At 75.2% G+C, this 13839-nt stretch carries 13 protein-coding genes; 6 read left to right on the top strand and 7 right to left on the bottom strand.

What is annotated here, in order from left to right; all coding sequences use genetic code 11:
• Window positions 1-2: 2 nt before the first annotated feature.
• Window positions 3-632 (bottom strand): FMN-binding protein, encoded by a 630-nt coding sequence (locus R3E88_02785; GenBank protein MEZ4215378.1) that lies wholly within the window; start codon window positions 630-632, stop codon window positions 3-5.
• A gap of 7 nt (window positions 633-639) precedes the next feature.
• Window positions 640-2013: a hypothetical protein gene (locus R3E88_02780; protein ID MEZ4215377.1), complete on the bottom strand. Its 1374-nt coding sequence runs from the start codon at window positions 2011-2013 to the stop codon at window positions 640-642.
• A gap of 248 nt (window positions 2014-2261) precedes the next feature.
• Here R3E88_02780 and R3E88_02775 point away from each other — a divergent pair, with 248 nt between their 5' ends.
• Window positions 2262-2924: a hypothetical protein gene (locus R3E88_02775; GenBank protein MEZ4215376.1), complete on the top strand. Its 663-nt coding sequence runs from the start codon at window positions 2262-2264 to the stop codon at window positions 2922-2924.
• On the top strand, window positions 2921-4603 hold the full coding sequence (locus R3E88_02770; GenBank protein MEZ4215375.1) for a hypothetical protein: 1683 nt from the start codon (window positions 2921-2923) through the stop codon (window positions 4601-4603). Before R3E88_02775 ends, R3E88_02770 begins: the two co-directional genes overlap by 4 nt.
• Window positions 4604-4681: 78 nt before the next feature.
• Here the strand turns inward: R3E88_02770 and selD are convergent, their stop codons facing one another.
• Window positions 4682-5728, bottom strand: coding sequence for a selenide, water dikinase SelD (gene selD / locus R3E88_02765; protein ID MEZ4215374.1), 1047 nt, complete (start codon window positions 5726-5728; stop codon window positions 4682-4684).
• A 118-nt stretch (window positions 5729-5846) separates the two neighbouring features.
• Here selD and R3E88_02760 point away from each other — a divergent pair, with 118 nt between their 5' ends.
• Together R3E88_02760 and R3E88_02755 are read left to right on the top strand one after the other, a co-directional pair.
• Window positions 5847-6734: a tetratricopeptide repeat protein gene (locus R3E88_02760; protein ID MEZ4215373.1), complete on the top strand. Its 888-nt coding sequence runs from the start codon at window positions 5847-5849 to the stop codon at window positions 6732-6734.
• A gap of 386 nt (window positions 6735-7120) precedes the next feature.
• Complete coding sequence (locus R3E88_02755; GenBank protein MEZ4215372.1) at window positions 7121-8455, top strand: HupE/UreJ family protein; 1335 nt, start codon at window positions 7121-7123, stop codon at window positions 8453-8455.
• Here the strand turns inward: R3E88_02755 and R3E88_02750 are convergent.
• The gene (locus R3E88_02750) at window positions 8452-9858 is read right to left on the bottom strand and encodes an Nramp family divalent metal transporter (protein MEZ4215371.1); all 1407 of its coding nucleotides are present in this window, start codon (window positions 9856-9858) and stop codon (window positions 8452-8454) included. The genes R3E88_02755 and R3E88_02750 overlap by 4 nt on opposite strands.
• Window positions 9859-9980: 122 nt before the next feature.
• Between R3E88_02750 and R3E88_02745 the strand changes: the two genes are divergently transcribed.
• Entirely contained in the window at window positions 9981-10949 is a 969-nt protein-coding gene (locus tag R3E88_02745) for an alpha/beta hydrolase (protein MEZ4215370.1), read from the top strand.
• Between the two features lie 22 nt (window positions 10950-10971).
• Here R3E88_02745 and R3E88_02740 read toward each other — a convergent pair whose 3' ends face one another.
• Window positions 10972-12102 (bottom strand): M14 family metallopeptidase, encoded by a 1131-nt coding sequence (locus R3E88_02740; GenBank protein MEZ4215369.1) that lies wholly within the window; start codon window positions 12100-12102, stop codon window positions 10972-10974.
• A 165-nt stretch (window positions 12103-12267) separates the two neighbouring features.
• Between R3E88_02740 and arfB the strand changes: the two genes are divergently transcribed.
• On the top strand, window positions 12268-12729 hold the full coding sequence (gene arfB, locus R3E88_02735) for an alternative ribosome rescue aminoacyl-tRNA hydrolase ArfB (GenBank protein ID MEZ4215368.1): 462 nt from the start codon (window positions 12268-12270) through the stop codon (window positions 12727-12729).
• A 30-nt stretch (window positions 12730-12759) separates the two neighbouring features.
• On the opposite strand, the gene R3E88_02730 is transcribed toward arfB, so the two are convergent.
• Together R3E88_02730 and R3E88_02725 are read right to left on the bottom strand one after the other, a co-directional pair.
• Complete coding sequence (locus R3E88_02730; protein ID MEZ4215367.1) at window positions 12760-13167, bottom strand: OsmC family protein; 408 nt, start codon at window positions 13165-13167, stop codon at window positions 12760-12762.
• 21 nt (window positions 13168-13188) lie between these two features.
• Window positions 13189-13833, bottom strand: coding sequence for a DUF1415 domain-containing protein (locus tag R3E88_02725; protein MEZ4215366.1), 645 nt, complete (start codon window positions 13831-13833; stop codon window positions 13189-13191).
• Window positions 13834-13839: the final 6 nt, after the last annotated feature.

Raw genomic sequence — 13839 nt, 5'->3', positions numbered from 1 at the left:
GGTCAGTCGTCGCCCGCGCCGGGGCCTTCGGCCGCGTCGCTCGCGGGCGCGTCGGGCCGGTCGCCGCGCACGACGTAGCGGTGCAGCGCGAGCACGCGGCGCACGCTCTGCGTGACGGCGCGCGACGAGAGCGTCGCGCCGACGACGCCGTGCACGTCGCCGCCGAGGCGGAGCGGATCCTCGAGGCCCTTGCCGTCGAACTGCTCGTACCAGTGCTTCGTCGGCATGTAGTCGAGCGGCTCGTGGAAGGCGAGCACGCGCAGCGTGCGCACGCGGCCCTCGGGCGTCAGCACGACGAGGAAGGCCTCGGGCAGCGTGCGCACCGTGTGGACGTCGATGAACGCGTAGCCGAGGCGCTCGCCGTCCTTCCAGCCGACGTAGAACTTCGCGATCCGCGTCTCGAGCTTCGAGCGCGCCGCGGCCTCGACGGCGGCGACCTGCGCCTCGGAGAGCAGCGTCGTGTCCGACTCGATGCGGTCGGCGTCGGGGAAGGCGAGCGCCAGCGCCTCTTCCTGCGAGTGGAAGACCTTCGCCGAGACGGGAGCGGCGGCGAGGAGCGCGAGCGCTCCCGCCGCCGTCGTCGTCGCCGCGAGCCGCCGGGCCGCCGCGACGCGCGCGGCGGCCCGGCGCACGGATGCGTCAGAACACGAAGCCAATGCCCGCCTGGACCTCGTCCGCGGCGCCGCCGACCTCGGCGCTCACGCTTCGATAGTCGACCTTCAGGACGACCTGGGGATGCGGCTTGAACGAGACGCCGACGACGTGCAGCGCGCGATCGCGATTGCCGTCGCGCGTCGCCGCACCGGCCGCGGCGAGGGCGTTCGCCGTGACGTGGTGCTGCGTGTCGAGGCGCTCGTATCGGTAGAAGGGCTCGAGGGTCATCTCGGTCTCGCCGCGGAGGAACGGCATGACATCATACGCGACCTCGACGTAGCCGCCCTGCATCGTGCGCGCGATCGTCGTGCCCGTCGCGGCCGAGAGCGCCGCGGAATCGCCGAGGATCGTCTGCGTGAACAGGCCGCGCACCTGCGCGCGGCGGTGACGGACCTGGCCGTGCACCTCCCACAGCGTGAGCGGCGCGTCGGGCACGAGGAAGGTCGTCGGCACCATCGCGACGTCGCGCGTGATCGTGTCGTTCTGTCCGGACTTCCCGTGGTAGATCGAGCCGCCGACGTCGACGCCCGGTGCCAGCTCGGCGTCGACGCGCGCGACGATCGCGAAGTGGTCGGCGAGCGCCTCGCTGCCGTTCTGGCGCCCGCCGCGGATACCGGCCTCGCTGAAGCCCGCGGCCCGGAAGCCGTTCATCGCGTAGATGCGGTAGTCGATGCGCTCGGCGATCGTGCCGTAGATGCCGAGTCCGTTCTCGCGCCACGTGCTCGGGATGAGCCGCCGCTCGACCTCGGGTCGGTTGGCCCCGAAGAAGAACACCGGCTCGTGGATCTCGTTGGTGAACCCGACCGGCGCGAGCAGGAGGCCGGCGCGCGCGTTGAGCGCCTCGCACAGCAGGAAGTCGAGCGTGAGGAACTCGACGCCCACTTCCTCGCCGCCGTGCTCGAACTCGATCTCGCTGTTGAAGACGATCCAGTCGTTGAACTTGTAGCCGAGGTAGAGGACGCCGCGGAGCGCGTCGAGCTCGTTCTGCGAGCCGTCCTCGTCGCCGACCTGCGCCGCGAACACGACCTCGCCGTAGCCGCCGATCGAGAGGCCGCGGTCGCGCTGGAAGACCTTCGAGGCCGCCGGGCCGAGGCCCGAGTAGCTGACGAGCCCGCCCTCCTCCGGCACCGCGAAGATCTTGCGCAGTGAGTCGATCTCCTCGAGCACGACCTCGACGCGCTGCTCGAGGTCGTCGACGCGATCGTCGGTCGACTTCCCGCTCGCCTCCTCCCTCGCCCCGGCACTGGCATCGTCGTTCGCGGTCGCCGCGCCCGCCGCGAGCAGCGCGACGAGCGCCCCCGCGACCGCGGTCGCCGCGCCGATGCGCCCGCGACCGACACCCCGTCCGTTCCCCTGCATCCCGAGCTCCTCCATCCCGTCGTCCGGCGGACACTGCGCGCGCGCAGGCCGGGCCGACGGATTTATTTTGAAAACGACTTTCAATTTCACCGATCCGCGGCGGCGTTCTATCGAAATCGGATTTCAATTTCAACAGGGTGCTGCGAGCCCGTCGCCCGCCCGGGCCGCGGCCGTGCCCCGCCGCACGCGCCCGCCCCGCTCGGAAGTCGAAGCAGGGCCGATAGAATCCCGCGCCGGGGGGACATCGTATGGAGCGCGCCGCGCGCGCCGCCCTGCTCGCGCTCGCGCTCTCGACGCTCGCCGCCGCGAGTGCGCGCGCGGCCGCCGCCACCGACGACGTCGCCGCCGCGGAGGCGCTCGTCTCGCAGGTCTGGTTCGAGGGCCTGCCCGTCGACCGCGCCGAGACGCTCGGCGACGCCGCCGGCGACTTCCTCGCCGCCCTCCTGCTCGATCCGACCCGGAGCGACCGGCACGCGAACGCCGTGCTCGCGCTCGGCGCGTGCGCGTGCGGGCCCGCCTTCACCGCGCTCGCGGACTACGACGCCGCGGCGGCCGCGGCGACGGGCGAGCTCGAGACGGCGCGCTACCGCGCCTGGCAGCAGATCCCCGCGGCGATGGGGCTGCTCGCGCGCGGCGACGACCGCGCGCTCGCGTGGCTCGAGACGCGCGCGGGCCGCGTTGCCGCGCCGACACGCGCGCGCCACCGCCACCACGACGGCGCGCGCATCGCGCGACTCCGGCGCGAGGCGGCGGTGCGCGGCCTCGGCGCCTCGGGCCGCGCCCGCGCGGAGAGCGCACTCGCGCGGATCGAGGCGGAGGCCGACGCGGCCGGCGACGCGCGACTGCGCGACGAGGCGGCGACGGCGCGCGACGCGTGTCGGCACGCGGCCGCACGCGGAGGCGCGCGATGACGCGCCGGCGCGCAGTCGCGCCCGCGCGTGCGTTCGCCCGCGCACTGCTCGGGCTGCTCGGTCTGCTCGCTCCGCTCGTCGCCGCGCGCGACGCGCGCGCGCAGATGCCGTCGAAGGCACTCCACGAGCTCGCCTTCTACGTGCACCAGGAGCTCGTCGACGCCAACGGCCTCCCGTTCTACCAGGCCGCCATCGATCGCGCGCTCGAGGACGCGCGGCTGCTGCTGCAGAGCGAGAACGGCCCGGCCGACGCGCCGTGCTGCACCGAGATCACCGCGACGATCGCCGCGACGCCGTTCGGCACGACCGGCGACGGGCTCGACACGCTCGACTTCGACGCGAAGGCCGGCATGCTCGCGACGATCGCGGGCGGCCAGCCCGCCGTGTTCGTCGTCGACAGCATCTCGAAGTGCGGAGGCGGAGCGGGCGCGATCGGCTGCGCGACGACGCCGAGCTGCGCCGCGGCGACCGCGCTCGTCTCGGCGGTCGCGAGCGCGGCGATCGACTTCGACGTGCTCGCCCAGACGATCGCGCACGAGCGCGGCCACAACGCGTGTCTCGTGCACGTCGCGGGCTCGAGCTGTCGGCTGATGCAGGCGAGCGCGGGCGGCGCGTGCCTGACGACGAGCGAGTGCGCGTCGTACCGCGCCGGCGCAACGGGCGTGGGAGAGACGTGCGCGTGCCACGCGAGCACGACCGCGTCGCTGGCCGACGGCGAGGCGTGCAGCGACTCGCTCGCGACGGGGCTCTGCGCGGGCGGGCTGTGCGGCGAGGTCGGGAGCGGCGCGTCGACGCGGCTCGTCGCGGCCGCCGACGCGAGCGACTCGCTCTTCGGCGCGGCCGTGGCGTCGGCCGTCGCGAACGATCTGGTCGCGGCGGACGGGCTCGCCGCGAACTGGAGCACGGCCGCCGTCTTCGGCGCCGGAAACGTGCGGCCGACCGGGCTCGAGTACGCCCCCGAACGCGGCGTGCTCTACGCCGTCTGGCCGGCGAGCACGTCGAACGCCGAGCTGCTCGAGGTCGATCCCGCGACGGGCGCGGTGCTCTCGACGACCGTGCTCACCGGGCGCGCGGGGCTGATCTCGCTCGCGTGGAATCCGGGCGGGCCGGGCGCGAGCGACGACGTCCTCCTCGGGGTCGAGCGGCTGGTCGGCGGCGTCGAGCGCCTCGTCTCGATCGACCCCGACACGGGCGCCGTCACCGACGAATGCACGCTCGTCACGAACTCGGACCAGACGGACAACGGGTTCTTCCAGGGCCTCGCCTACGACGCGCAGCACGGGCAGCTGCTCGGTGCGGGCATCGGCGGCCTCATCGAGGTGACGCCGCAGAGCGGAGGCTTCTGCCCGATCTCCGTCCTGCCGCATCCGTCCGCGAGCAACACGTGGGCGCGCGACGCCGCGTCGCTCGCGTGGTCGAGCGCGAGCGGGCTCTTCTACATGGTCGGCAACCAGACGGCGTCGCGGACGCTGCTCGACGTCGTCGCGGGCGGCGCATCGCCGGCGCCGATCGGGGCCGCGATCGGCCTCGACGAGATGACGACGAGCGGCCTGGCGGCGCTGCCGGTGCCGGAGCCGCGCGCGGCGGCGAGCGGCCTCGCGGTGCTCGCCGCGCTCCGCGCCCTCGCCGCGATCCGCGCGGGAGCACGGGAGCGGCGCCGGCGCGCCGACGAGCACTAGCGCGAGCAGCGAATCGCGGGAGCGCCCGCGCGCGCGCGGACCGGGAGCCCGGCATCGCCCCCGCCCTCCGCGCGATGGTCAGACGACCTCGATCCTCCCGGCGCCGCCGACCTCCGGCGCGACGACGCGGCCGATCACCGCCGCCGCGAGCGCGCCGCGCGCGGCGAGCTCGCGGACGAGATCGCCCTCGCGCTCCGGAGCGATCGCGAGCAGCAGCCCCCCCGACGTCTGCGCGTCGCACAGCAGGAGGCGCGCGGCGTCGTCGACGCCTGCCGCGAAGCGCACGTGGGGCTCGACCCAGCGCGCGTTGCGCCGCGTTCCGCCGGGAACCGCGCCGGCCTCCGCGAGCCCGCGCGCGAAGGGGAAGAGCGGAACGGCGGCCGCCTCGATGCGCGCGGCCGCACCCGAACCGACGAGCAGGTTGTGCAGGTGGCCGAGCAGGCCGAAGCCCGTCACGTCCGTGGCCGCGCGCGCGCCGGCCGCGCGCGCGGCGAGCGCGGCGTCCTCGTTGAGCCGAAGCATGGCCGCGACCACGGTGTCGCGATCGGCCGGCGCCAGCCGATCCTGCTTGATCGCCTGCGCCGCGACGCCCGACCCGATCGGCTTCGTGAGCACGAGCGCGTCGCCCGGCCGCGCGCCCGTCTGCGCGAGAGGCGGCCCTTCGACGTCGCCGATCACGCACAGGCCGTACTTGAGCTCGGGGTCGAGGATCGTGTGGCCGCCGGCGATCGCACATCCGGCCTCGGCCGCCTTGTCGCGACCGCCTTCGAAGATGCGCGCGAGCACCGCGTTCGGGACGCGGTCGTCGGGAAAGCCGCAGACCGCGAGTGCGACGCGCGGGCGGCCGCCCATCGCGTACACGTCCGACATCGCGTTGGCCGCGGCGATCGCGCCGTACGTCCACGGGTCGTCGACGATGGGCGTGATGAAGTCGACCGTGAAGGCGAGCGGGGCGGCGGACGGCGGGCGCACGAGCGCCGCGTCCTCCATCGGCCCGACGCGCGGGTCGACCCACGGCGTCGGGAACGGAGCGACCGTCCTCAGGACCTGGACCAGGTCCTCGGCTCCCAGCTTGCGGGCTCAGCCGCCAGCCGGAACGAGCTGCGTCAGCCGCACGTCGTCCACGGTGCCCCCTTCGCCCTCCGGACGCTTCGTTATGCGAGCGCACTTCCCGAGTGCCCCGCCGAGGATAGACTCGCGCGGCGCGCGGCGCGCGGACCGGAGCAGGCGAGGAGGGCGAGCGATGGACAGCGGAGGCGGAGCGGGGCCGACGGTCGTCGACGTCGGCGACGACGCGTTCGAGCGGGTCGTCGTCGAGGGGTCCCGGGAGCGCCCGGTGGTCGTCGACTTCTGGGCGGAGTGGTGCGGCCCCTGCCGCGCGCTCGGGCCCGTGCTCGAGCGCGTCGCCGAGGAGCACGCCGGCGCGTTCCTGCTCGCGAAGGTCGACACCGATCGGGCGCCCGAGGCCGCGACGCGCTTCCGCGTCCGGAGCATTCCGTTCGTCGTGGCGTTCCGCGGCGGCGAGCCGGTCGCGAGCTTCACCGGCGCGCAGCCCGAGGCCGTCGTCCGGCGCTTCGTCGCGAGCGTCCTCCCGAGCGAGGCGGACGAGCTCGTCGCGGAGGCCGAGGAGTTCGCCGCCGCGGGGCACGACAACGCCGCCGAGGATCGGTTCGTCCGCGCGACGGAGCTCGACCGCCGCCACGCGCGGGCCTGGCTCGGCCTCGCGCGGCTCCGCGCGGCGCGCGGCGACGCGAGCGCGGCGCTGGACGCGCTCGAGACGATCGGCCCCGACCAGCCCGAGCACGCCGACGCGCAGCGGATGGCCGCGCAGCTTCGCGTCGCGGCCGATGCGCCGGGCGCGCCGGTCGCCGACGAGGTCGCGCGGCTCGAGGCCGTGCTCGTCGGGAACCCGGACGACCTCGACGCGCGCCTCGCGCTCGGGAATGCGCTCGCGAGCGCGGGCCGCCACGCCGCGGCACTCGACGTGCTGCTGCAGTGCGTCGCACGCGACGCGCAGCACGCGGGCGGCGCGGCCCGCCAGCGGATGCTCGACCTGTTCGAGGTGCTCGGTCCGGACCACGAGCTGACGACGTCGTTCCGGAAGCGACTGGCCGCGGCGCTCTTCCGCTGATCGGCGGAGCGCAGCGCGGGCCCGGCGCGCGCGAAGGAATCGCGAAGATCCCCGGAACGACGAAGCCCGCCGGAGGCGGCGGGCTTGGATGGCGGTGCGAATCGCGATGTGTCGGGCGAGAAACTAGCACAGATCCGATCCTGCGCAAGCCCTCCGCGCGGAAGTCCGGCGACGAGGGGCGAATCGCGGCCGATCGAGGCGTGAACCGGGCCGATCGGGCCCGGATCTGTCGCGGGAACGCTCGGTCCACGACGCGCGATCCCGGGCGTGCGATCGGAATCGGACCGCCGAGTCGACGAGGTGCCCTTCTCTCCATCATGCGAACTCGTTCGCCGGAACGGCGTTCTGAAATTGGGCCGCACAGCGCGCGCTAGCGTCCGCCGGCCGTGACCCCGCCCTTCCCGCCGCAGCCCACCCTCGCGCCCCGCACCCCGCCCGGACGCGGCGACGCGGCCGTCGCGCGCGCCGCACTCGCCCTCTCCATCGCGCTCGCGTTCGGCGCCGTGGTGCTGCCGTCGAGCGACGCGCGCGCGCACACGCGCAGCGTCTCCTACTCGAGCTGGAAGCTCGACGACGGCGGTGCGCGCGTGAAGGTGCGCATCCCGCGGCTCGAGCTGACGCGCATCGCGCTCGACGCGCCGCCCGACGACCCGACGCTCGCGGCGCGCGCCGCCGCCTACCTGGCCGAGCGGCTCGTCGCGCGCTCGGGCGGTGTCGACGGGCCGCTCTGCGAGGCGCAGGGCCCGCCCGAGCAGCGGAGCGCGGACGAGGGCTGGGCGGCGTTCGCGTGGCGCGTCGTCTGCCCGGGCGGCCCGCCCGCGGCGATCGAGACGAACGTGCTGCTCGACGTCGCGCCTTCCCATCTCCACTTCGCCCGCGTCGCGCGGACCGACGGGCGCGTGAGCGAACGCGTGCTGACCGAGGCGGAGCCCGCGTGGGCCCTGCCCGCGGCGGAGGCCGGACCACCGGGCGCGTCGCCCGCCCGCGCCGAAGAGCCCGCGCTCCGCTCGCTCGCACGTTATGTCGGGCTCGGCGTCGAGCACATCCTGTCGGGCTGGGACCACCTCGCGTTCGTGCTCGCGCTCGTCCTGCTCGCCCCGGCGCTCGGCGAGGTCGCACGCGTCGTCACCGGCTTCACGATCGCGCACAGCGTGACGCTCGCTCTGGCCGTGCTCGGCTACGTGCACCCGCAGGCCGCGGCGGTGGAAGCGATGATCGGGTTCTCGGTCGCGCTCGTCGCGGCGGAGAACACGTGGTCGCACGCGGGGCGCGGGCGCAGCGTGCCCGTCCTCGCGGTCGTCGCGCTCGCTCTGTGCGCGGCCGTCGCACTCGGCGGCCGGAGCGCCGTCGGCGCCGTTCCGCTCGTCGGGCTCGCCGTCTTCACCGCCTGCCACTTCGCCCTGCTCGCGCGCACGCGCCGCCCCGCGCGCGTGCGCGCGATGCTCGCGTTCGCGTTCGGGCTCGTGCACGGGTTCGGGTTCGCCGGCGTCCTCGCGGAGATGGCGCTCCCGGCGGAGCGCCTCGCGCCCGCGCTCTTCGGCTTCAACGTCGGCGTCGAGATCGGACAGATCGCGGTCGTCGCCGCCGCCTGGCCGCTGCTGCGGATGCTCCGGCGCATCGGCGACGGGAGCGCGCACCGGTGGGTGGTCGACGCCGCTTCCGCCGGCATCTGCGGGCTCGGCATCTTCTGGTTCGTCACGCGCGCCTTCGGCGGCGCCTAACGAACGAGCTTCGGCGCCTCTTCGACGAGCGTGACCACACTGAAGTAGCCGAAGAACGCGAACGCGCCGAGCAGCGCGACGACGCGCAGCGGGCCGGGGCGCAGCGGCGGCGAGAAGCTCGTCCAGTTGACCCAGAGCAGGAGCCCCGAGTACAGGAACATCACCACCGCGTTGAGCGCCGCCGACAGCACGAGGAGCTGGAGCGGGCGCTGCATCCCGAGCGCGATCACGAGCACGCCGAACGCGACGAACATCCACAGCACGGCGAAGTACACGCGCGTCATCGTCCAGTCCTCGCGATCGCGGAGCGCGACGACCTTGACGAGGTCGGCCACGACGCGCGTCACGGCGTCGAGCACGGCGAGCTCGGTCGAGAACAGCACCGCGAAGCCGGCCGCGAAGAAGGCGTGCTCCGCCCACGCGCCGAAGCGCGCGGCGAGCGCGTCGCCCTGCGCCGCGATGAAGTCGAAGTCGCCGCCGCCGATGCGGCCCGACCCGATCAGCGCGTGCGTGAGCAGGCAGAAGAGCGCGAGCGAGAGGACGCACAGCACGTAGAACGAGAAGAAGTGCTCGACGTTGGCGCGCCGCCACCACGTCGCCCAGCGCGCGCGCGCGGAAGCGTCGTCCTCGAACGCGTAGCCGACCGTGCTCTCGGCCTCCTCGCGTCCCGTCAGCGGGCTCGTGATGCGGCCGATGTAGCAGCCCATCCCGTAGCCCTTGTCCTTGATGTAGTTCGACTGCGCGAGGTTGACGGTGCCGCCGGCTCCCGCGAACGCGAGCGCGCCGAGGAGCGCGGGCAGGTGGATGCCGTCGGGCACCCAGCCGAAGCGCAACGCGCCGTCGAAGAGCGCCGCGAGCGAATCGCCGCGCACGACGAGCGCGGCGAGCAGCAGCACGAGCGCGAAGATCGTCACGACCAGGACGGTCTGCACGACCTCGACGAAGCGGTAGACGACCGGCGAGAGCGTGAGCGCGACGCCGCAGCCGACGAGCCCGACCACCGCGTACAGCACCGGCGGGCCGCCGATCTCCCAGGAGAGGAGCACGCCCGCGCCCGTCGCCCACCCCGGCCAGATCCAGGGCACGATGCCGCACGCGAGGAAGACGGGGCCCCAGGCGCGCGACGCGCGCACGAACCCGACGACGGCGCTCTCGCCCGTCGCGAGCGTGTAGCGCTCGACCTCCATGTCGATGAAGAACTGCATCGTGGCGCCGAGCCAGCACGCCCAGAAGAGGCCGAAGCCCCATTCTGCCGTGAGCTTCGGCCAAAGGACGAACTCGCCGCTCCCGATGGAGAGCCCGAGCAGGATGATGCTCGGGCCCAGCATCCGACGCAGCGGCGGCGCCTCGGGAAGCGACGCGCGGCGCGGTGCCGGCAGCACCCGCTCGGACAGATGGATCACCGACGACGCCCCATGCTAGGCACTCTAGCAGCGGGGCCGTGGGCATCGGCGCGCGAGAGGCGTCCGGCCGTCGGGCGTGCGGTACCGTCCGCGCCGTCGCGCCGACGACGGGAGGAACGCGCATGAGCGTACGACGCTTCGTGCTCTGGGTCGTGATCGCGGTCGCGCTCGTGCTGGCGGGCCTGCCCACCGCGCTCGACCTCCTCGGCCTCGGCCCCGATCCGTCCGCGATGCCGCCGCGCGGGCGCACCCAGCCTCTCGCGAACGGCCGCGCCATCCACTTCCGGGAGTTCGGCGCCGACGCGCTCCGCCCGCCCGTCGTGCTCGTGCACGGGTTGCCCTCCTTCGCGAGCGACTGGTACGAGACGCCCGACGCGCTCGCGCGGCGCGGCCGCCGCGCCATCGCCTACGACCGCGTCGGCTACGGGTTCTCGAGCCGCGCGAATCCCGCGGAAGCCGGCACGTACACGCTGGCCTCGAACGCGGACGACCTCGCCGCGCTGCTCGACGTGCTCGGGATCGAGCGCGCCTCGCTCGTCGGCTGGTCGTACGGCGGCGGCGTGGTGCAGACGTTCGCGCTCGCGCACCCCGAGCGCGTGCACCGGCTCGTGCTCGTCGGCTCGATCGGCCCGGCGACCCCGAGCGAGCGCGACAACCCCCTCGGCGTCGCCGGCGCGCTGCTCGGGAGCCCGCTCGGCGAGCCGCTCCTGCACTGGATCGCGCGCGTTCCGCCGCTCGGGCGCGCGGTCGCGAACGGCGGGCTCGCCGTCGCGTTCTCGCGCGCCGAGGCGATTCCGCGCGGCTGGGCCGACTACACGATCGCGATGCTCGCGCGCCCCGGAACGCTCGCCGCCTACCGCGCCGAGATGACGCGCATGGACACGAGCGGCCTCGACGTCGAGCGCATCGAGGTCCCGACGCTCGTGCTGCACGGCAACGACGATCGCCTCGTCCCGTACTCGGTGGCCGAGGACCTCGCCGCGCGCATTCCGTCGGCGAAGCTCGTCCCCGTCTTCGAAGGCAGCCACATGCTGCCGGTGACGCACCCCGAGCAGCTCGCCGACGAGATCGACCGCTTCCTCGGCATCTGAGCGCGCGCGGCGCGCACCGCGATCACGCGCCGAGATCCGCCTCGATCGCGGCCGCGAGGCGCGGCTGCCGCGGCGACGACGGAGCGCCGCCGGTCGCGTCGAGCATCGCGCGCAGCGCGTGCAGCGCGGCCGGGACGTCGTTGCGCGCCCACCGCTCGGGATCCACCGGGTTCCACAGCCAGAACGGGTTCGCGAAGCGCGCCGGGTGCAGCAGCGCGAGGCCCGGCCGCCCGACCTCGACGGTCGCGCTCGGGATCCCGAACGCGCCGACGAGGTACGCGTCGAGCTGGCCGGCGATCGCGGCCGGGCGCTCGGGCACGTAGCGATAGCGCCGCTCGCGCTGTCGCGACTGGAAGGCGCCTTCGAAGACGGCCAGCCCGCGCGCGATGCCGTCGCCGCGCGCGCCCGCGAAGCCGTCGACCAGCGCGGGCGCGTAGACGACCGCGCCGAAGCTGTGGAAGTGGAGCGCGGCGCAGAACCGCTCGCGCGCGCAGAGCGCGACGAGCGCGCGGCACTCGACCTCGGAGAGCGGCCCCGGCCCGCGGTAGTAGACGGTTCCCGGCCGGCTGCGCGCCGAGTTCCACGCGCGCTCGCGCCGGTGCGCGGGCCCGTCGCGCCGCCCGCCCTCGCGCCAGCCTTCGAACGGGAAGTTGCGGTTCGGATCGACGCCGCCCTGCGTGTGCCGCATCCCCGACAGGCGCGTCCACCCGCCGCGCTCCCACACGCGCACGGCGCCGTCGGGGTTGAGGAGCGGCGCCACGAGCACCTGCGCGCGCGCGCGGAGCGCGCGCGCATCGTCGTCGTCGCCCTCGGCGATGGCGCGCGCGACCGCGCGCGCGACGTGCCCGCCGACGAACTCGCCGGCGTGGATGTGGCCGGTGACGAGCAGACGAGCGGGCGCCTCGCGCGCACCGACGCGCACGAGGCGCAGCGCGCGACCGCCCTGCGAGCGCCCGTACGCCTCGACGCGCGCGAGCGTCGGGTGGCGCTCCGCGAGCGCGTCGAGCTCGGCATCCGCCGCGTCGGGCGCGCGATAGGCCGAGCGCGCGAGCCCGCGCGCCGGCAGCGCGCGCGCGGCGACGCCGGCGCGGAGGACCGCACCGGCGTAGAGCGCGCTGGCGACGAGGGCGAGCTCGGCGATCACGAAGGTCATCCCGGAGGTGGGCGCGCGCGCGGAGGACGGTTCGCCGATCGCGCGGCGACGCACGACGAACGCCGCGGAGCGGGCGGGCAAGGTAGCGACGCGACGCGGCGCCAGTAGCCTTGCGCGGCGCGTGCGGCCGCCGCACCCGCAACGAAGGCTCCGGGGGCGCGAACCGTGTCCGAGCTCCGCGACCTCGAGATCGTCTGGGACGCCGCGGGCCGGCCGCGCAGCGCGCGGATCCCGGCGCGCCTGCTGCGCGTGCGCCACGCGCGCGCGAGCGGGCCCGGCGGGCAGAACGTGAACAAGGTCGCCACGAAGGTCGACCTCCGGCTCGACCTCGACGGCGCGCGCGAAGTCCTCGGCGCCGCCGCGATCGCGCGCGTGCGCGCGCGTCTCGCCGCCCGGCTCGACGCGAGCGGCGCGCTGTGCGCGACGAGCGGCGAGCACCGCACGCAGCGGCGCAATCTCGAAGCCGCGACCCGCCGCCTGGAGGAATGGCTCGGCGAGGCGCTCTCGACGGCGCGCCCCCGACGCGCGACGAAGCCGACGAAGGGCAGCACCGAGCGCCGCGTCGCGGCCAAGCGCGGGCGCTCCGCCGTCAAGAGGCTCCGCGGGCGCCCGCGCGGCGACGACTGACGCGCGCGCCCCGCACCGTGCGGCGGCGCGTCAGGCCCAGTCGAACGCGATGTCGAGCTCGACGTCGGGGTGCAGGCTGCGGTGGACGGGGCACGTGTTCGCCGTGCGCACCAGCACCGCGCGCGCCTCCTCGGGGATGCCGGCGGGCATCGCGATGCGCGCGACGATGCGCCCGATGCGGCGCACCGGGTCGGTCGTCATGTGCTTCTCGACGTCGACGCGCGCGCCCTCGATGCGCCATTCGCGGCGTCGCGCGACGATGCCCATCGTCGTGAGGATGCAGCTCGCGAGCGCCGCGCAGACGAGATCGGTCGGCGAGAAGCGCTCGGCGAGCCCCTCGTTGTCGGCGGGCGCGTCCGTCTCGATGCGCGACCCGGACGGCTCGTGCACGGCCTCGCTGCGCAGCTTCCCCTGGTAGTCGACGTGCATGCGGACCATGTGGACCTCCCGCCCTGCACCCTAGCTCCGTCGCGGCGGGGGCGCGGAATCGTGCAGACACGCTGCGACGAGCGCGCGGAGCGCATCCGCGCCCATCGCGCGCATGCGCGCGACGTTGCGCGCCGGGATCGCGGCCGGGTCGGGATGCGAGGCGACGGCGCGCGCGACGCTCTCCTCGCGCAGCAGGTGCAGCATGGGATGCGGCGAGCGGTTCGTAAAGCTCGCGGGGTCGTCGGGCGCCTCGCCGGCGAAGCGGTACTCCGGATGGAAGCTCGCGATCTGCACGACGCCCTCGCAGCCGCGCCGGCGCACGAGCTCCTCGGCGACGTCGAGGAACGCGTTGAACGCGTCGAAGTCGCGCAGCGCGTTCGCGAGCACGAGCAGCGTCGTCTCGAGCTCCCGGACCTCCGTGCGCAGCAGACGCGCGAGCTCGGCGTCGAGGGCGGCGAGCACGCCCTCGGGCGACGCCGCGTCGCACACCGCGATGCGGAGCCGATCGCCGCGCAGCACGTCGCCGGCGAACGGACAGAGGTCGAGGCCCACGACCACGCGCTCGACCCACCGCCGCGCGGCGGTGCGCGCATCCGCGATCGCGGCCGCATCCCCGGCCGCGCCCGGCGCACGCGCGCCCGGCCCGCTCCCCGCTCGCGCGCGCCGCTGCTCCATCCCCTC

Source organism: Myxococcota bacterium (assembly GCA_041389495.1).
In the GTDB taxonomy this organism is placed as follows: Bacteria; Myxococcota_A; UBA9160; order UBA9160; family UBA4427; genus JAWKRT01.
This window is presented reverse-complemented; position numbering and strand designations above follow the sequence as displayed.

Coding starts and splice junctions, on each gene's coding strand:
- R3E88_02780 (MEZ4215377.1), bottom strand. CDS start 2,013: ATGCAGGGGAACGGACGGGGTGTCGGTCGCGGGCGCATCGGCGCGGCG.
- R3E88_02775 (MEZ4215376.1), top strand. CDS start 2,262: ATGGAGCGCGCCGCGCGCGCCGCCCTGCTCGCGCTCGCGCTCTCGACG.
- R3E88_02770 (MEZ4215375.1), top strand. CDS start 2,921: ATGACGCGCCGGCGCGCAGTCGCGCCCGCGCGTGCGTTCGCCCGCGCA.
- R3E88_02760 (MEZ4215373.1), top strand. CDS start 5,847: ATGGACAGCGGAGGCGGAGCGGGGCCGACGGTCGTCGACGTCGGCGAC.
- R3E88_02745 (MEZ4215370.1), top strand. CDS start 9,981: ATGAGCGTACGACGCTTCGTGCTCTGGGTCGTGATCGCGGTCGCGCTC.
- R3E88_02740 (MEZ4215369.1), bottom strand. CDS start 12,102: ATGACCTTCGTGATCGCCGAGCTCGCCCTCGTCGCCAGCGCGCTCTAC.
- R3E88_02730 (MEZ4215367.1), bottom strand. CDS start 13,167: ATGGTCCGCATGCACGTCGACTACCAGGGGAAGCTGCGCAGCGAGGCC.
- R3E88_02725 (MEZ4215366.1), bottom strand. CDS start 13,833: ATGGAGCAGCGGCGCGCGCGAGCGGGGAGCGGGCCGGGCGCGCGTGCG.